The following is a 16,301-nucleotide window of genomic DNA, read 5'->3' as shown; positions in this document are numbered from 1 at the left end:
CCATCGCAGGGCTGTTCCTGCATTCGTCATGGATGATCATCCGGGATGCGCGGAGTGATCTGTCAGAAACCGAGTGATCTGGCGGAAAAGCTGACGTGCGAACCGGAAACCGACATTCGCCACTGCGCAGCGAGTCCGGAACTTTCGGCCCTTAGCGGTCGTTCGATCAAGTTTCAGCGAATGACCGAAACACCCTCTATCGACCGAAGCCGAGGCTTGGACGACTGGTCGCATTCTCTGGTCATTTAGGTCGCTCATCTAAGCCCCTACTGCCTCGATGTCAGTTTAGGGCCCAGCTCCAGAAAAGCTGCCGGCTCTCAATGTGGTCGATTTCGGCTGGCCTGAGCAGCTTTTGAGCGCGGTGGCCAGGTCGACCTGATATAAGCAAGTATGGTCCAAATATCTTCGTCTGAGATTACCTCACCGAAGGCGGGCATGCCGCTGTTGAAACCCTTCACGCCCCGGGCCGCCAGCGCAACCTCGCCCCCGAGTTTGGTGTAGTCGAACAGCAGCGTATTATCATGGTGCCAAGTATGCCCCGTTGCATCATGCGGCGGCGCGGGCAGCACACCATCTTCGTCTGGGGTGCGCCAGTCGGGCTGTCCTTCGAGGTCTGCGCCATGACAGGCGGCGCAGTGCTCGGCGTAGAGCGAGCGCCCCGCGACGGGATCGCGGCCGTCGAGTTCGTGATCGGCCTGCGCTGCTGATGCGGCCGCACAGAAAAACAAAGCAGCCCGTTTCATGCAACTTCTACCCATGTGCGCATCCCTCCGATCGCGTGGCTCAACATATGACAATGGATCAACCAGCGCCCCGGATTGTCGAAAACGCAGAGAACATCGCGGCTTTCCCCGGCAGCGACCAAGGTTGTATCACGCAGATCGCCGATGCTCCCGTCTGGGGCCACCTCATAGAAGTGGTGCCCATGCAAATGAATGCCATGTGGAAAAGCGGTATCATTAACCAAGGTGATCCGCACCGTTTCGCCGCGTTCGATGATGGCAAAGGGGTCCTGTGGCAGGTCCGAGACATCGTTGAAGGACCAGATATTGGCACCGCCGTGCCGACCGCCCATGGCACCGCCCATCATGGTCAGCGTCAGGTGCTGGGAGGGGGCGCCCGGTGCCGGGAGGTCCGGTGCCGCCAAGGTCGGCAGAGGCCCCGACTGCCGATCCGTATTCTCGCCAGAGATGGACAATTCGGCCAGACGGTAAGGCGCCTGTCGCGTGGGCATGTCAAAGCCGACCGGGCCGGTGACATCGACGATCAGATCGGCCCGCTGGGCCGGCGCCAGAACGAGGTCAGAGAACGCGCGAGGTTGGCGCAGTGCCATGCCGTCCAAGGCGACAACCGAACCAGAGACGCCAGAGATGCTCAGGGGGAAAATACGATTGGTCGCCGCATTGATCAGCCGCAGGCGGATGCGATCACCTTGCTTCACCTCGCTCCGCGATAGGAAACCGCGGGCAAAATTGCCCATATAGCCCGCATGGGCGACGCTATGCATATCGGTGAATTCATCAACAAGGCTGCCATCTTCGTTGATGATCCAATCGGACAGGATCACGGTGATGTCATGATCCAGATCGAGAGGGGCGTCGTCTTCGACGATCAGCGGCCCCATCAAGCCGCGCGCCACCTGCTCTTGCGAGATATAATGCGAATGATACCAATAGGTCCCCGCATCGGGTGGCACGAAGCTGTAAGTTTTGCTGTCATAGGGGTCGATCAGATCTTGCGTCAGCACCGGGACACCGTCCATCCGGTTTTCCAGTCGGATGCCGTGCCAGTGAACGGCGGTGCCCTCTTGCATGGCATTCTTGACCTCAATCGATGCCCGCGCACCCCGTCTAAGCCTGATCTCTGGTCCCGGCATCGAGCCGTTGAACCCCAGCATTGCGGTGGTGCCTTCGCCTTGGGGAAGGATCTGCTGACTTACTGTTTCTGCCTTCAACTTCAGTGGCGTCACGCCAGCAAAGCTTGGAAGGGGCAGAACCGCAGTGGCGGAAACACTGGCGAGGAATTGTCTTCTGTTCATGTCATGCCTTATCGGGGTGATTTGCGATTAATGCTGCCACGGGGCACAGGGCGCGCCGATGTCCGAGGCGTGTAGGTATGTCCTGCAGGGGCCAATTCCAACTGTCGATGACGGGTTGGGGGTGGAGCGCCTATGCGCTCTCTATCGGGAAATAGAATGTGTCGAACCACTTGGGTCATCCCTTCTCTGACAAGGGGGCGCGTCCCCCCATGATCTGCAGCACGAAGCTTCCTGACGCCGTGATCATAAGAAAGCCGTGAAATGCCTCTATCCCGGTAGTGAAGCGCAGGTGCCCCACGGGGGTCAGGTCGCCGCGTCCCAAGGTGGTGAAGTTGACCAGTGAGAAATAGAAATAGTCCATCATCGTGATTGGCTCATCCGTTGTTCCGGAAGCGTTTAGCGCGCCAATCTGCAAACCCTGCACCGCCCAGAGGAAGAACAGCGTATAGATGAAAGCCTCAATCACATGGGCAAAAGTAATGGCGCCGACCGCCAAGCCAAGGTTCTGGCCATGCGCAGTTCTTTTGCGTTGCGCGATGGTATCCGACACCCATTTAAGGACGAAATAATGGATTGTCGTGCAGATGCCGATAACCAGAATTGATAGAAGTATTGCTTGGATCATGACGAGCTACCTGTTTTGTTTGCGGGAGCTTCCCCTCAGGCGGTTATGCCGGGGCGGCTGTTGATTTGTGGGCAGCCACATGCGAACGCTCAGCCGCAGTTTGCGGGGCGTCCGCCGGCACCCATGCGTCATCCATCAAATCCTCAATGAATGTGCTGAGCAACTGCGTGCGCCCGGTGACGGCAGCCTTGCGATAAATCGCGTTTGTCTGCGCCTTGATCGTCCCTTCAGAGGTGCCGCGCAGCTCCGCAATGTCGCGGGTGCTCAGGCCCTTGACCAGAAAAACAGCGACGTCCCGCTCTGCGGGTGTCAGACGCCAGTCGGTGAAGTGCTGCGTCATTACCATCGAGAACTCCGAGGTGCATCGGCGCATCTTCTCTTCGGCGAGCCGGGCCCGTTGCAGACTGGTCCTGAGGGCGATCCAGCCAAGCGCCACGCCGAGGTTCAACCCGATGGCCAAGATCGTTTGCTGATACTCATGGCTCTGCCAGATCAGAAAATCAGGCTCCATTCCCATAGCGTCCAACAAGAAGCAGACGGTAAAGAAGATCGCCACAATGGCCTGCAGTGCTGCGATGGCCCAGAGGGCGATGGTTCCACGCGTTTTCATAGCTCGAAGTGCCTTATTATTATGAAAAGTGCATGGCCGGCTCGTTCAGCCAGCCATGCGATTGGCGCTTACTTCATCTCAGTCACAGTCAATTTGCCTTTGACACGGTCGGCTACGAACTCGATGTTCTGGCCTTCTTTCATTTTAGCAATCAGCGCTTCATCGGCTTTGAACACCATAGTCATCGACGGCATATCGAGGTTTTCGAGCGGGCCGTGGATGATGGTGACCTTATTGCCCTTAGCGTCGACCTTCTTGATCTTCCCGGATGAGTAGACGGCAGGTGCCGCGGGAGCCTCATCAGACTGAGCGACGGTGATCGGCCCATGCATGCCGGATTCGTAGTGGCCGGGGATCAGGCAGGCGAACTCAAAGCTGCCTTCATTGGCGAAGGTCCAGATCACCTCGCCTTCCATGCCAGAGTCGAGACGGACCGAGTTCGGGTCATCATGCTCCATGTCCATCTTGGCCATGGCTTCCTTGTGCTCTGCATTGCCCTCCATCGTGTCGACCACGAACTCATGCTCGATCTCGCCTTTGTTAGTGACGTTGAAGCGGATGGTCTCGCCTTTCTTGATGTCGAATTCTGCGGGCTCAAAAATCATCTCGCCATCGTCGGTTTCGCGCATAGTTACATCAATGGTGCGATCCACATTGGCGGATTTGCCCGGCATGCCGGCCATCATTTCCTTGTGCATGTCACCGTGGCCGTCATCGTCATGGCCGCCCCCATGGGTGCCTGCGGCAAAGGCCGGGGAGGTGATTAGAAGGCTGAGGGCGGTCGAGAGAAGAAGTTTATTCATGGTGTTTCCTGTATGGTTGTAGAGGTGATTATGGTCTGAGGGGCGCTTAGCCCTTGGAGGTTGGTTTCGGCGTGATCTGGGTTTTCGGACTGTGGTTCTGCGCAAAGTCCGGCAGCTCTCCCGTCCATTCATACGCCTCGGTGCCCGGAGGATTTTCATACCAGCCGGGATCTTCGTAGTCGTCCGCGTCGATGCCTTCGCGCACCTTCACGACCGAAAACATGCCGCCCATTTCAAGGGGTCCATGCGGCCCCCAGCCGGCCATCATCGGCACGGTGTTGTCGGGCAGCGGCATCGACATTTCGCCCATATCCGCCATGCCCGCCGTGCCCATGGGCATGAACTCAGGCTGCACGCGGCGGACCTGACGTGTCATGTTGGAACTGTTGGTGCCGATCAGCGTGGGCACGTCGTGGCCCATAGCGTTCATCGTGTGGTGCGACTTGTGACAGTGGATCGCCCAGTCGCCCAGATGCTCGGCCACGAACTCATAGGCGCGCATGGCGCCGACGGGAATGTCGATGGAGACCTCGGGCCACTGCGCCGATTCCGGCACCCAGCCGCCATCCGTGCAGGTGACCTTGAAGTCATAGCCATGCATGTGGATCGGGTGGTTGGTCATCGTGAGATTGCCGACGCGCACGCGAACCTTGTCGCCATGGTTGACGACCAGGGGGTCAATGTCCGGGAAGATGCGGCTGTTCCATGTCCAGAGGTTAAAATCCGTCATCGTCATGATTTTCGGGATGTAGCTGCCCGGATCGATGTCGAAAGCGTTCAGCATAATCAGGAAATCCCGATCAACGCGCATGAAATCGGGGTCTTTGGGATGGACCACGAACATGCCCATCATGCCCATCGCCATCTGCACCATCTCATCCCCATGCGGGTGATACATGAAGGTGCCGGATTTGGTCAGGTCGAACTCGTAGATAAATGTCTTGCCCGGCGGGATGCCCGGATGGCTCAGCCCGCCGACACCGTCCATGCCCGAGGGCAGGATCAGCCCGTGCCAATGCACCGTCGTATGTTCCGGCAGGCGGTTGGTAACATAGATGCGCACCCGGTCGCCCTCGACGGCTTCGATGGTCGGACCGGTGGACTGACCGTTGTAGCCCCAGAGGCGCGCGACCATACCATCAGCAAGTTCACGCTCGACCGGCTCGGCAACGAGGTGAAATTCCTTCACGCCATTGTTCATCCGGTGCGGCAGGGTCCAGCCGTTGAGCGTGACCACGGGGTTATAGTCCGGCCCACTGGTGGGACGGGTCGGCGCTTGGGTGAGGGCCGAATCCATCTCGGCGGCCTCGGGCAGGCCCATATTCATGGTCTGGCCCCATGCTTTGGAGGACACGAGCGTTGCACCCGCAGCGCCGGCCCCCAGGAGTTGACGTCTGTTAATCATCTGGTTGCTTCCTTGTCTCAATGTCCTGCGCCGCCACCGGCGGCGATCTGTGTCTCTCCGCCGGCACCGCCGCCGCCGCTCCCACCGCCGTAGATCGCGGCGGTCAGACCGGCAGAGGCCAGCCAGAACTCACGCTTGGCATTGGCTGCCTCAAGCTGGCTTCCGATCTTTTCGCGGGCGTCGTTCAACAGATCGAAGGTGCTGGTGATCATGCCGTTGTTGCTGAGCAGAGCCTCTTCATCGATGGTGCGGCGCAAAGGCAGCACCACGTCTGAGTAGTGCCGTGCGATCTGGTGGCTTGAGCGGTAGGCCGTGGCCTCCGCCCGGGCTTCGGAGCGGACGTTCACCGCCCGTTCGGCCAGCACATTGGCGGCTTGAAGATAGCTAAGCTCGGCCTTGCGCATTCGCGCCTTGCCGCTGTCGAAAATTGGGATGACGAACTCGAACTCGACCTGAGGTGAGATACTGGTCTCGACTTCCCCGTCCTCTTCCTCACGCTCGATCTCGGCACCAGCGATGACTTCGAGGTCGGTCAGGGTGCGGGTGGCATCGGTCAGACCATAGGCCTTGGCCGTTGCTGCCAACCCCAGCCGGGCGACTTCCAAATCAACACGATTGGCGAGCGCCAGCCGTTCGATGCCCTTGTGGCTGCTGACCGTATTGGGCACGCGGGGCAGAGCATCGGGCACATAATAGGCCACGTCCTGCCCCCAGAGCCCCATGAGCCGGGTCAGCTGTTCCTTGGCCAATTGCGCATCCAGCCGCGCCTGCGCCAGCTGTCCGGCCATCTCGGCATTGAACGCCTGCTCGCGGGCCTGTGCGGCCTTGTTGAGCGCGCCGGTCTTGCCCAGCTGCTGCGCCAGTTCCGCCGCCGCATCGGTGGTGACGGCAGCACGTTTAAGGTAGCCCACCGCCTCAAAGGCGGCGACCGCGTTGATCCATGCCTCGCGCGTTTCATTGGCCAGTGCCAGCGTGTCGCTCACCGCCTGCATCTGCGCGTGCTGGAATTCCGCCTCGGCAGCGGCGATGCGCTGTTTGCGGGTGCGAGCGTCCAGCAGGTTCACGGCGATCATGCTTTCCAAGGCACGGTAAAGCCCGACCTCGGGCGCGCCGATGCCCAGCAAGCCGATGGAGACGACGGGGTTTTCTGGCGTGGACTGCTGCCATGCTTCGGCCGCCGAGAGGCCGATCTGCGCATAGGACGCCTGAAGCCCCTTGTTGTTCAAAAGCGCGACCTGCACAGCGGTTTCGGCACTGATCGTTTTACCCTGCACCATGGCGCGGACCTGTTTGGAGGCCGCGACGGTCTCGGCCTGCGACTGCGCCCAGACGGTGCGCTTGCCGATGGCCTTGGAGGTGCGTGCCTCCACGGTGGCAAAGCCAGCATCACGGGCCGAGAAACTCACCGGCAGGTCCGTTGCCGTGCAGGCGCCCAAGATCAGTGGTGTAATGACGGCGGCGGTTTTCAATTTCCAACGCATCAGTGGTTCATCCCCTGCATATCCATCCCTTGCATAGGTGCCTGTTCAGCGTTCAACCGTCGCCAATCGAGCGGCTCCACCACGCCGCGACGCCGGTAGCCTGCAAAGGGTTGCTCTTCGGCGGTCGTGGCACTGCCGCGCGTGCTGTTGTCGGCGGCGGTCATCGCGGCGACTTCGGGCAGAGGCGTGGGCTGCTGCACATAGGCGGCAGTGACGTCTGGAAATGGGGGGAGCGTCGTGGCGCAAGCCCCAAGGGTCAGGGACATCGCCCCTGCAATCAGTGGTAATTTCATTGGTTTTTTGCCTGAGAATAAGGTGATCTTTCCCGCAGCCAGACGCCGCGGATGCAAAGGCCGTTAGTCGGCCGGGATCAACTCAGGCTCGAGGCGGACGCAATTGACCAGCGGATTGGCCAGAGGCGACAGAATGGGACACGCTGGTGTATTCAACGGATCGCACAGCCGTCATTTTGGCGTCCTGCGAGGAGGTCAGCGCTCCCGTCAGGCAAATTCCACCACAGCAAGGCTCGCCTTCGAAACTGTCAGATATTTCTGTTTGGTCGGGCATGGCCGCTGCGTCCGGATGCAGTTCGGACTCTGTGGTCATCTGATGACCCGCGTGATGCGCCGCCTGCGCGCTGTCATGCATCCCGCTTTCGGCATGAACCGACGAGGGCGGCAGCAGCAACAGACCACAGGCCAAAACCACGCCGAGAAGGACGCGACAGAGGTTGGATATGTCTTCCAGAGCACGCATAGGTGTTAGCAGTGTCGTAAGTCGCAGAGCCTGTCAACGCGTCCAGCGCTGGAAGGATTGCGGTTTTCTGGCGGAAACCGGCCTAAAGTGCGGGGCGGCGGATTGGCGTTCCGACCCAGAGAAGAGGTCAGAGGCGCTGGCTACGGTGCCAGAGCGCGATGGGCATTCGGTCCGAAACGCCTACTTCGACGCCTTTTGCAAAAGACCAATCAACTCGTCAAACTTGGCGCGTTGTTCTTCCGGGTCGCCGCTGGCAATCGCAGCCTCGACGCAATGCTGAGCGTGGTTCTCCAGCACAAGCTTTTCGACCCCCAGAACGGCGGATCGGATTGCCGCAGTCTGTGCTAAGATGTCCATGCAGTAGCGGTCGGCCTCAACCATTTTCGCGATGCCGCGCACTTGTCCTTCGAGCCGCGCCAGGCGATCCAGCGTCTTTTCCTTGTTAGCCTTCATGAGGCGTCGCTCCATTCGGGATTTGTTGCCGATCGGATAATATACCCCATATGGGTATAAGACGATGGCACACATTGGCAATTTAGGAGGACAATACAATGGATTCAAAGAATAAGCACGACGATCGCACAAGCAGCGGCTATGGCCGGTTCTTTGCGATGATCGGCACCTCGACGGTCGTGATGTATGGCCTGATGTATCTCAACACTTATGCGCTTGACCATGTCTTCTTCTCCCAGACGCGGATGTGGATGGCGCTCTATATGGGCGGGGTAATGGCAATCATTATGCTCGCCTTCATGCTCGGCATGTATTCCAATCGAAAGACGAATTTTGCGATCTTCACTGGTGCCGCCATCGCCTTTGCGGCTGGTGTCTACTTGGTCCGGTCGCAAGATACGGTAGGCGACACCGCTTGGATGAAAGCTATGATCCCGCACCATTCAATCGCGATCCTGACCAGCGAACGGGCAAACCTGTCCGATCCGCGCGTGCGCGAACTGGCCGACGCGATCATCGAGGCGCAGCGCAGCGAGATCGAAGAGATGAAGCTCTATATCGAAGACATCGAAGCAAACGGGGATGCAGCGCCTGGCACTTCCCGCACCAAACCCTGAGATCAAGGAGCATATCATGCCCAGAGACACCCGTGATGTTGCAGACGTAACAACTGATCCGGCCTCCTCCGCGACAGGGAAAACCGCCGTGCTTTACCGCATGGCCCTGCCAAACCATCTGTGTCCTGCGGGGCAGAAGGCGCGATGGCTTTTGGAGCGCAAAGGCTACGAGGTCGATGACCGCCTGTTCCGCGCGCGGTCTGAAGTCGACGCGTTCAAGGCGCAATACGATGTTCCCACGACCCCGCAAGTCTGGATCGAAGGGAAGCGCGTTGGCGGCTATGACGCCCTGCGCCAGGAACTTACCGACTATGACCCTACGGCGACCACTTACAAACCGGTGATCTATCTCTTCGCCGTTGCTGCGACCACAGCGCTTGCTCTGTCCATCGGCTTTCTTGGCGCGATCACGTGGCAGACGCTCGGTTGGTTCATTTCGGTCTCGATGATCCTGCTGGGGATGCAGAAGCTGAGCAATATCGAAAGCTTCACGACGATGTTCCTCAACTACGACCTGCTGGCACGTAAATGGGTGCCATATGCCTACGTTTATCCATGGGTTGAAACCGGGGCGGGCGTGTTGATGACCGGTATGTTGCTTACCCCATTTGCCGCTCCGGCTGCGCTCTTCATCGCCACGGTTGGCGCAATTAGCGTGTTCAAAGCCGTCTACATCGACAGGCGCGAGTTAAAATGCGCTTGCGTTGGGGGTAATTCGAACGTGCCGCTCGGATTTGTGAGCCTGTCCGAAAATCTAATGATGATGGGCATGGCCATCGTGATGTTGGCCAAGATGTTTACCTGAAGGTCGGGCGCAGCATCTTGCGCTTAGCACGAGTTCGCAGGGCGGAAATGGTCAACTGAAGCAAACGTGCATGGCACAAGTGTTTGTCTTAGCTTTGTTCGCATAGCTGCCGTTCGTGCGTTTTGCGGCGAACGGCGGCTTTCCGCCCATTCTGTGGAAAAACACCCGTTCGCTGGCGCAGAATACTGACCCCGGAATGGGACGCGAGCGCCTTTGTTGTCAGGCTTTTCGCGGTTGCTGCGGTGCGGGAAGGATCCTGGCCAATTTCCGGAGGTTCTGAGCAGTGGCGGCGAGGAGGAATTCGTCGTTTGCACCGCATGGCCCACGTAATCGGAGCCGATTCAGACCAAGGATCCGTTTGAGATGGGCAAAGAGCATCTCGACCCTCTTCCTCAGCTTCATCGAGATCACGTATTGGTCAGTTTTCGCAATGTCGCGGGCGACCTGCCGCGCATCTTCATGTTCCTCGCGGGTGATCTTGCGGGCATCAGCGTTCGGACAGCACTTTGCCTTGGAGGGGCAAGCCTGGCAGACTTCTTTCAGGGCACGATACCGGGCCGTCCCCTTGCCGGTCGGTCCCCGGTTCGGGTCGGAATAGTTCCGGCGGAACTGCTTCAGCTCGTGCCCCTCGGGGCAGATGTATTGGTCGTTCTCCGCATCCCATTCAAAGTCGGCGCGGGTCCATGTTCCGTCGCTGCGCCCCGACTTGTCGAAGACGGGGATGTGCGGAGAAATTCCGCGGTCAACCAACCATCCTAACATTGGCGCGGTGCCGTAAGCCGTGTCCGCGATCAGGCGCTCTGGATGCAAGTCGAACTTGGCCTTCACCCGCTCCAGCATGGTCTTGGTCGAACCGACTTCAGCCTGTCGGATGGATCTCGTCGCCTCCACGTCCACGATGACGCCATGGTCGGTGTCGATCAGGTAATTGTCGGAATAGCTGAAAAAAGCCGGACCTTTACGGGCGGCCGTCCATTGACTGGCCGGGTCGGAATGCGACGTGAACTTGGGTTGAACCTCGCTGGCGGCACCGAACGCCGCCTCATCCAGGGTGGCGAGATACTCGCGAACCGCGCGGGGCGCATTTGCCGGATCGACCTGCGCCGGGTCCCAATCCTCCTTTGGAGTCGAGTTCTGCTTGTTGGCATCCGCCTCAATGAGGCTGGCATCAACCGCCATGCGCTGGCCGCTGACCAAGCCCTCCTCGATGCACCGTGCGACAGTCGCTTCGAACAGGTGCCGCAGCAATTCGCTGTCGCGGAAACGGCCGTGCCGGTTCTTCGAAAACGTGGAATGGTCAGGAACGCGGTCGCTGAAATCGAGACGGCAAAACCAGCGATACGCCAAGTTCAAATGCACCTCCTCACAAAGCCGCCGCTCTGACCGGATGCCGAAGCAATAACCCACCAGCAGCATCCGGATGAGGAGTTCAGGGTCGACCGACGGCCGCCCCGTATGGCTGTAGAAATCGGCGAGGTAGCTGCGGATGCCGGACAGGTCCACGAACCGATCTATGAAGCGCAACAGGTGGTTCTGTGGGACATGCTCCTCAAGCGAGAACTCATAGAACAGCGCCGGCTGCGCCTCCTGCCTCGGTCCCATCATCGCCGATCCTCCTATCCCCTACAGGAATTGAATCAGCCGACGGACCGTCGATCAAGGGCGAGTTTTTCAACAAAATACGCCCTTGGTGTAGATTAGGAGCCGCCGTTCGCTGCGAAACGAAGGGTCTTTTTGATTTGAAGATTGCTTGCCCCTTCCAAGTTGTCGAAAGGCTTTTCGATCTCAATAATGCAGTGATGGCCAATAGGAATAGTTAGACCGATCCGAGATAATAACCGATGGCCTCTGCCAGTTCAGTTTCCTCGTATCTGAAATGAGATCGCACGACCTCCTCCAACTTTCTGAAGGCGGTGGCGGCATGAAGGAAATTCGCATCGTTCGGATCTTCCGTCAATACATCCGCCGCGCGGTCGAGGCGGAGGATCAACTCATGCACCACCGCGTGCTCCGCCTTCAATTTGGCGACGACCTCACGGAACTTGCCTTTACCCGCCGCCTCGATCCGAGGGAACATGTCGGCGCTCTCGATGTCGTGGTGGAACTTCAGAATTTGGCATTCGCGTCCGCAAAGCGAACCGAAGGCGCGGAAATTCTCTGCCATATCGAGCGAAAGCACGATCCGCTTGAGGTCATCGGGCGGGCTGTCCCCCGCTTCGATCCGCGCCAGAACCGCTCCGATTTGGGCCATCTCCATCAGATAGTGCCGATGAATGGCCGCCAGCTGCCGCCCCTGAGCACGGTGCCTATCCGTCGCCTCCGGCACCGGCGGCGCTGTCGGGCGGGCAGCCTCGTCGAGGCTGAGTTGATCCAGTGGCTGATTAGAAAGTTCGGTCATGATAGACATGTAAGTCCTTGTTCGTGAACGTCGACCGCCGGTGCAGGAGGCAACGTCATGGGTAGAAGACGCCTCCCTGCGCCCGTTTGATCTTGGGCTTGCCCTCCGGCGCCGGGATGAAATCGGCCTCGTCCCCCGGCACCGTCGAGAACTTACCCTGCCGCCATTCCTCGCGCGCCTCTTCGATGCGCTCGCGGCGCGAGGAGACGAAATTCCACCAGATGTAGCGCGGCCCCTCCATCGGCGCGCCGCCGAAGAGCATGAAGCGCGCATGTGCGCCGGTGCCGTCATCGACGCCCGTTACGGTGACCTCGTCCCCGGGGCGGAGGACCAGTAGCTGCCCCGGCGCAAAGGTATCCCCAGCCACGTCGATCCCGCCGTGGATGGTATAGAGGGCGCGTTCCTCGGTATTCGCCACGATCGGTGCCTTCGCCCCCGGCGCAAGGGTCACGTCGACGTAAAGCGTGTCCGACGCCGTCTTGAGCGGTGAGGCGACGCCGAAGGCTGATCCGGCGATCAGCCGGGCGGTCAGTCCCTCGGCCTCAACCGTGGGCAGGTCGGTCTTGCCGTAGTGCAGGAAGGCGGGGTCGCTTTCCTCCTCCGCCTCGGGCAGCGCCATCCATGTTTGGAGGCCGAACAAGCGCTGGCCGGTCTTGCGGCGCTCGGGCGCGGTGCGCTCGGAATGGACGATTCCCCTGCCCGCCTTCATCCAGTTTACCGCGCCGGGTTCGATCGCCAGATCGGTGCCGAGGCTGTCGCGGTGATGGATCTGTCCCTCAAAGAGATAGGTCAGCGTAGCGAGGTTGATATGCGGATGCGGGCGCACGTCGATGCCCTGATCGGTCAGGAATTCCGCCGGCCCCATCTGGTCGAAGAAGATGAACGGGCCGACCATCTGGCGCTTGTCCGAAGGCAGCGCGCGGCGGACTTCCATTTCGCCGATATCGACGGCGCGCGGGACGATCAACGTCTCCACCGCATCGACGCTCTTCGCGTCCCCGGGGATTGGGTCGGGACAGGGGCTCCAGCTCATGACGTGTCTCCTTTCAGCTTTTTCGTTGCAGGACGTCCTGCCATTCGGGATGACGGTCGATCTGTGCCTTGGCGAAGGGGCAAAGCGGCACGATCTTGCGGCCCTCGGCGCGGGCGTCCTCCACGCCGCGGCGTACCATCGCTTCGCCGACGCCGCGACCCCGCAGGGCCTCCGGCACGCCGGTATGGTCGATGATGATCGCGCGGGCGCCGAGGCGGGAGTAGGTCATCTCGGCCTCGTAGCCGTCGACCACCGCCAGGTAGCGGCCCTTGCTGTCGCCCTCTTCGCGGGTAATCTCGATCTCGCTGTCCATGGGCGCTCTCTTTACCTTTCGGTGTTCAGCTGCCTGCGCAGCCAGGCGGCCTCTTCGGCGACGATACCATGTCCGGCGCCGGGCAGGATCAGCGTCTCGACCTTGGCCCCCATGTTCTGCAGCACATCGGCGCTCTTCTGCACCCGCGCCAGCGGAATATGCGGATCGCGTTCGTGACAACCGAGCAGCACCGGCACATCGGCCAGCCGGCCCGCATAGTCGAAGGTCTTGGCCGGACGGTCGTAGAGGTCGGCCCGCGGAACGCCGCCCGCCTCGCCCGTGCCGACCAGCCCGCCGGAGAGCGCGGCCACAGCGCGGAACGGACGGGCCAGCCGCGCCGCCGCCTCCAACGCCAGACAAGCCCCCTGCGAAAAGCCGATCAGCGCCACGCGTGTTGGATCGAAACCCTGCTCAGACAGGTCATCCAGCAGCGAGGAGATGACGCTCAGCCCGCTGCCGAGCCCCGGCTCATTGGCCGTGAGCGGCGCCAGGAAACTGCCCGGCCACCAAGACTGCCCGGCTGCCTGCGGGGCCAGCACGGCGAGATCCGGCAGGGCAAGGTGTTTGGCCAGACCGAACATATCCTCCGGCGCGCCGCCGCGGCCGTGGATCATCACCAGAGCCAGCCGTGCGCGTTCCACCGGAGCACCAGCGCTGACCAGCCATTGTCCCGCGTGCGGACCGGTGCCGCGCGTCACCGCCCCGAGGCCGCTCACGACGGCACCCGGATCTGCGGCAGCACCTGCTCGATCTGAGCGCGGTGAGGCTCAAATTTCTCGGGCAGTTTCAGCGCCTCGCCCAGGTGGGCTGGGTCTTCGTCAACGGCGAATCCCGGTGGATCAGTGGCGATCTCGAAGAGCACCCCGCCGGACGTGCGGAAGTAGATCGCGTCGAAATACTGCCGGTCGATGACCGGGGTGACCTGTTGGCCCGCGGCAGAGAGCCGCGCCCGCCATGCCAGCTGCTCTTCCTCGTTGCGCGCACGGAAGGCGACATGGTGGATAGTGCCTGCGCCTGAGCGCCCGATTGAACGAGCGTCCGAGGTCATTAGGTCCACGGCCGAACCACGCTCGGGTTCGGTCGAGCGGTAGCGAATACGGGTCTCCGTCCCGCCGGTGCCGCCCGTGGCGGCGGCCTCCTCGCCCTCGCGCACGTAGCCCATTGCCTCAAGCACAGCGGCGGTGGCCGCGACCTCTTCAAGCCAAAGGGTCACGCTGTGAAACCCCTCGTCCCGCGCGCCGCCTTCGATCACCTCGACCCGCAGCCCGTCGGGGTCACGCAGCGCGATGGCGCGTTCGCCGAAGCGATCGAAAGGTCCTTCGAAGTCGATGGTGGCCTCCGCCAGTTCCCCCATGCGCCGGTCCAAGTCGGGGATCGCATAGGCCACCGCCGACGTCATGCCGGGCCCCGCGCGGCCTGGGCCTGCATCTACGAATGGAAAGAATGTCATGATCGACCCGGGCGCCGCGTCCTTATCCCCGTAGTAGAGGTGATAGGTGCCGGGATCGTCGAAGTTCACGGTGCGTTTGACCAGCCGCTGCCCGAGGGTGCGCACCCAGAAGTCAAGGTTGTCCTGCGGCGGGCCGGAGATAGCGGTGACGTGGTGCAGGCCGGGGATGGCTCGGGAAGTGCCTTGGGACATGGTGCTCTCCTTTCGATGCCAGCGGCGTGAAACGCTTCCGGCTTATTGTGTCGGTCGGTTGGGAACTTATGTAAGGCGAGAGTTACCAAGTGAAAGTCGTTACCAAATGGAAACCACCCAGAAAAAGGCACCCGGCCCCGGGGACCGGGACGCAGTTGATATCCCCTGCGCGGCGGACACGCTGCTGCGCAAGCTCTGGGGACAATGGAAAACCCATGTGATCTACGTGTTAGGCGATCAGCGTGCCTGCCGCTTCGGTGTGTTGCGACGCCAGATCACCGACATCTCTCCCAAGGTGCTGACCACCCGCCTGCGGGAGTTGGAAGCCGATGGGCTGGTTTGGCGCGAACAGGAGAATACCATTCCGCCCAAGGTGACCTATGGGCTGACTGAAACAGGCCTTGCCGTGCATGCAGTGCTGAAGAATCTTGAAAGGATTAAAGTCTAAGTGCGTAAAAAGACCGGAGTAAATCGGGTCAATCAATCTATCAAAACCCTTAGCAACGGGAATCGCGGAAACTTTTGAGTTGGCACTTATTGGTGCTTTCGGCCCATTGCCGACCTTGAGACAGAGCGGTCTCGCTGCGGCGCAGTTTCACCGAAGCGGTCTTTCATGCGTCGCGCAGCATTTTCCGACGGCCGACGTCGGCTGAGCGGACTTTGCTGCCTTTGGCCTTAGTGCTATCAGGTAGCAATCGGAGGTTTGAATTATGACACCTGAAAAACTAAGAGAAATTTATGGCAGCGCTTCGCCACATGCAGCGGCGAAGGTTATTTCGCAATTCGATAAGCATTGTAGAAAATTCATAGAACACGCGACTTTCCTCGTACTTGCGACCTCGGATGGTACAAATCTTGACGTGTCGCCAAAAGGTGATCCTGCTGGGTTTGTTGAAGTAGAAAGCGAAAAGACGCTTTTGATCCCTGACCGCCCAGGCAACAATCGGATTGATGGTCTCTTGAACATTTTAGCACATCCCAAAGTAGCACTTTTGTTCATGATTCCGGGAGTTACGGAGACCCTTCGGGTGAATGGTACAGCTGAAATAAGCGATGCCCCAGAACTCTGCGACAGGTTCGAAATCAACGGAAGAAGCCCTAAGACGGTCCTGCGTGTTTTTGCTGACGAGGTTTTCACTCATTGCGGCAAAGCACCTATGCGGGGTGGCTTATGGAAACCTACGACCTGGTCGGAAAGCCGCCCCATCGCTCCGCTCTATGAAATGATCAGAGACCACTCCAAAATGGAAGTTGCCTCTACTGAACAGTCTTATTCTGAACAGCGGTACAGAGAAACCTTGTACTGATCGTCGCGGTCGCAT

The 16,301-nt window shown here is 60.1% G+C and carries 19 protein-coding genes; 4 read left to right on the top strand and 15 right to left on the bottom strand.

Translation table 11 applies throughout. The annotated features are described in order from the left end of the window. Positions 1-317: 317 nt before the first annotated feature. The 9 genes from ACGYLX_RS10560 to ACGYLX_RS10520 form a co-directional block, all read right to left on the bottom strand. Positions 318-743, bottom strand: a complete 426-nt coding sequence (locus ACGYLX_RS10560; RefSeq protein ID WP_174859259.1) for a c-type cytochrome — start codon at positions 741-743, stop codon at positions 318-320. Then, positions 740-2,038 (bottom strand): multicopper oxidase family protein, encoded by a 1,299-nt coding sequence (locus ACGYLX_RS10555; protein WP_394449266.1) that lies wholly within the window; start codon positions 2,036-2,038, stop codon positions 740-742. The genes ACGYLX_RS10560 and ACGYLX_RS10555 overlap by 4 nt, the downstream gene beginning before the upstream one ends. Positions 2,039-2,213: 175 nt before the next feature. Next, complete coding sequence (locus tag ACGYLX_RS10550; RefSeq protein ID WP_394403230.1) at positions 2,214-2,663, bottom strand: ion channel; 450 nt, start codon at positions 2,661-2,663, stop codon at positions 2,214-2,216. A gap of 43 nt (positions 2,664-2,706) precedes the next feature. After that, on the bottom strand, positions 2,707-3,273 hold the full coding sequence (locus ACGYLX_RS10545) for a LuxR family transcriptional regulator (RefSeq protein WP_271693701.1): 567 nt from the start codon (positions 3,271-3,273) through the stop codon (positions 2,707-2,709). A 68-nt stretch (positions 3,274-3,341) separates the two neighbouring features. After that, entirely contained in the window at positions 3,342-4,076 is a 735-nt protein-coding gene (locus tag ACGYLX_RS10540; protein WP_174859251.1) for a copper-binding protein, read from the bottom strand. Between the two features lie 46 nt (positions 4,077-4,122). Beyond that, positions 4,123-5,481 (bottom strand): multicopper oxidase family protein, encoded by a 1,359-nt coding sequence (locus ACGYLX_RS10535; protein ID WP_209218807.1) that lies wholly within the window; start codon positions 5,479-5,481, stop codon positions 4,123-4,125. A gap of 17 nt (positions 5,482-5,498) precedes the next feature. Continuing rightward, positions 5,499-6,962, bottom strand: coding sequence for a TolC family protein (locus ACGYLX_RS10530; protein WP_394449263.1), 1,464 nt, complete (start codon positions 6,960-6,962; stop codon positions 5,499-5,501). Next, on the bottom strand, positions 6,962-7,255 hold the full coding sequence (locus tag ACGYLX_RS10525; RefSeq protein ID WP_136720347.1) for a hypothetical protein: 294 nt from the start codon (positions 7,253-7,255) through the stop codon (positions 6,962-6,964). Before ACGYLX_RS10525 ends, ACGYLX_RS10530 begins: the two co-directional genes overlap by 1 nt. A gap of 643 nt (positions 7,256-7,898) precedes the next feature. Continuing rightward, on the bottom strand, positions 7,899-8,171 hold the full coding sequence (locus ACGYLX_RS10520; RefSeq protein WP_093928486.1) for a metal-sensitive transcriptional regulator: 273 nt from the start codon (positions 8,169-8,171) through the stop codon (positions 7,899-7,901). Positions 8,172-8,269: 98 nt separating this feature from the next. Between ACGYLX_RS10520 and ACGYLX_RS10515 the strand changes: the two genes are divergently transcribed. Then, entirely contained in the window at positions 8,270-8,788 is a 519-nt protein-coding gene (locus tag ACGYLX_RS10515; RefSeq protein ID WP_246253384.1) for a DUF305 domain-containing protein, read from the top strand. A 16-nt stretch (positions 8,789-8,804) separates the two neighbouring features. Next, the gene (locus tag ACGYLX_RS10510; RefSeq protein WP_174859256.1) at positions 8,805-9,593 is read left to right on the top strand and encodes a MauE/DoxX family redox-associated membrane protein; all 789 of its coding nucleotides are present in this window, start codon (positions 8,805-8,807) and stop codon (positions 9,591-9,593) included. A gap of 219 nt (positions 9,594-9,812) precedes the next feature. Here the strand turns inward: ACGYLX_RS10510 and ACGYLX_RS10505 are convergent, their stop codons facing one another. From ACGYLX_RS10505 to ACGYLX_RS10480, 6 genes are all read right to left on the bottom strand, one after another. After that, positions 9,813-11,198 carry an IS1182 family transposase gene (locus ACGYLX_RS10505; RefSeq protein ID WP_304951560.1) on the bottom strand — a complete coding sequence of 462 codons (1,386 nt, stop codon included), beginning with the start codon at positions 11,196-11,198 and terminating at the stop codon, positions 9,813-9,815. A 211-nt stretch (positions 11,199-11,409) separates the two neighbouring features. Continuing rightward, positions 11,410-11,991, bottom strand: coding sequence for a hemerythrin domain-containing protein (locus tag ACGYLX_RS10500; RefSeq protein WP_271689182.1), 582 nt, complete (start codon positions 11,989-11,991; stop codon positions 11,410-11,412). A 55-nt stretch (positions 11,992-12,046) separates the two neighbouring features. Further along, positions 12,047-13,024, bottom strand: a complete 978-nt coding sequence (locus tag ACGYLX_RS10495) for a pirin family protein (RefSeq protein ID WP_304951559.1) — start codon at positions 13,022-13,024, stop codon at positions 12,047-12,049. A gap of 13 nt (positions 13,025-13,037) precedes the next feature. Continuing rightward, on the bottom strand, positions 13,038-13,337 hold the full coding sequence (locus ACGYLX_RS10490; RefSeq protein WP_276154973.1) for a GNAT family N-acetyltransferase: 300 nt from the start codon (positions 13,335-13,337) through the stop codon (positions 13,038-13,040). 11 nt (positions 13,338-13,348) lie between these two features. Next, positions 13,349-14,053: an alpha/beta hydrolase gene (locus tag ACGYLX_RS10485; protein WP_304951558.1), complete on the bottom strand. Its 705-nt coding sequence runs from the start codon at positions 14,051-14,053 to the stop codon at positions 13,349-13,351. Next, positions 14,050-14,979 carry a ring-cleaving dioxygenase gene (locus ACGYLX_RS10480; RefSeq protein ID WP_304951557.1) on the bottom strand — a complete coding sequence of 310 codons (930 nt, stop codon included), beginning with the start codon at positions 14,977-14,979 and terminating at the stop codon, positions 14,050-14,052. Before ACGYLX_RS10480 ends, ACGYLX_RS10485 begins: the two co-directional genes overlap by 4 nt. A 106-nt stretch (positions 14,980-15,085) precedes the next feature. Between ACGYLX_RS10480 and ACGYLX_RS10475 the strand changes: the two genes are divergently transcribed. Further along, the gene (locus tag ACGYLX_RS10475; RefSeq protein WP_304951556.1) at positions 15,086-15,427 is read left to right on the top strand and encodes a helix-turn-helix domain-containing protein; all 342 of its coding nucleotides are present in this window, start codon (positions 15,086-15,088) and stop codon (positions 15,425-15,427) included. Positions 15,428-15,689: 262 nt separating this feature from the next. Beyond that, positions 15,690-16,286 carry a pyridoxamine 5'-phosphate oxidase family protein gene (locus tag ACGYLX_RS10470; protein ID WP_304951555.1) on the top strand — a complete coding sequence of 199 codons (597 nt, stop codon included), beginning with the start codon at positions 15,690-15,692 and terminating at the stop codon, positions 16,284-16,286. Positions 16,287-16,301 lie beyond the last annotated feature (15 nt).

The sequence above is a fragment of the Sulfitobacter sp. 1A13496 genome (genome assembly GCF_043557225.1).
Taxonomy (GTDB): domain Bacteria; phylum Pseudomonadota; class Alphaproteobacteria; order Rhodobacterales; family Rhodobacteraceae; genus Sulfitobacter; species Sulfitobacter faviae.
The sequence above is the reverse complement of the archived record's forward strand: the minus strand, read 5'-3'. Positions and strand labels throughout refer to the sequence as shown.

Bases quoted from the DNA above. Each gene is read 5' to 3' on its own strand.
- ACGYLX_RS10560 (WP_174859259.1), bottom strand. From the start codon at position 743: ATGAAACGGGCTGCTTTGTTTTTCTGTGCGGCCGCATCAGCAGCGCAG.
- ACGYLX_RS10555 (WP_394449266.1), bottom strand. From the start codon at position 2,038: ATGAACAGAAGACAATTCCTCGCCAGTGTTTCCGCCACTGCGGTTCTG.
- ACGYLX_RS10550 (WP_394403230.1), bottom strand. From the start codon at position 2,663: ATGATCCAAGCAATACTTCTATCAATTCTGGTTATCGGCATCTGCACG.
- ACGYLX_RS10545 (WP_271693701.1), bottom strand. From the start codon at position 3,273: ATGAAAACGCGTGGAACCATCGCCCTCTGGGCCATCGCAGCACTGCAG.
- ACGYLX_RS10540 (WP_174859251.1), bottom strand. From the start codon at position 4,076: ATGAATAAACTTCTTCTCTCGACCGCCCTCAGCCTTCTAATCACCTCC.
- ACGYLX_RS10535 (WP_209218807.1), bottom strand. From the start codon at position 5,481: ATGATTAACAGACGTCAACTCCTGGGGGCCGGCGCTGCGGGTGCAACG.
- ACGYLX_RS10530 (WP_394449263.1), bottom strand. From the start codon at position 6,962: ATGCGTTGGAAATTGAAAACCGCCGCCGTCATTACACCACTGATCTTG.
- ACGYLX_RS10525 (WP_136720347.1), bottom strand. From the start codon at position 7,255: ATGAAATTACCACTGATTGCAGGGGCGATGTCCCTGACCCTTGGGGCT.
- ACGYLX_RS10520 (WP_093928486.1), bottom strand. From the start codon at position 8,171: ATGAAGGCTAACAAGGAAAAGACGCTGGATCGCCTGGCGCGGCTCGAA.
- ACGYLX_RS10515 (WP_246253384.1), top strand. From the start codon at position 8,270: ATGGATTCAAAGAATAAGCACGACGATCGCACAAGCAGCGGCTATGGC.
- ACGYLX_RS10510 (WP_174859256.1), top strand. From the start codon at position 8,805: ATGCCCAGAGACACCCGTGATGTTGCAGACGTAACAACTGATCCGGCC.
- ACGYLX_RS10505 (WP_304951560.1), bottom strand. From the start codon at position 11,198: ATGATGGGACCGAGGCAGGAGGCGCAGCCGGCGCTGTTCTATGAGTTC.
- ACGYLX_RS10500 (WP_271689182.1), bottom strand. From the start codon at position 11,991: ATGACCGAACTTTCTAATCAGCCACTGGATCAACTCAGCCTCGACGAG.
- ACGYLX_RS10495 (WP_304951559.1), bottom strand. From the start codon at position 13,024: ATGAGCTGGAGCCCCTGTCCCGACCCAATCCCCGGGGACGCGAAGAGC.
- ACGYLX_RS10490 (WP_276154973.1), bottom strand. From the start codon at position 13,337: ATGGACAGCGAGATCGAGATTACCCGCGAAGAGGGCGACAGCAAGGGC.
- ACGYLX_RS10480 (WP_304951557.1), bottom strand. From the start codon at position 14,979: ATGTCCCAAGGCACTTCCCGAGCCATCCCCGGCCTGCACCACGTCACC.
- ACGYLX_RS10475 (WP_304951556.1), top strand. From the start codon at position 15,086: ATGGAAACCACCCAGAAAAAGGCACCCGGCCCCGGGGACCGGGACGCA.
- ACGYLX_RS10470 (WP_304951555.1), top strand. From the start codon at position 15,690: ATGACACCTGAAAAACTAAGAGAAATTTATGGCAGCGCTTCGCCACAT.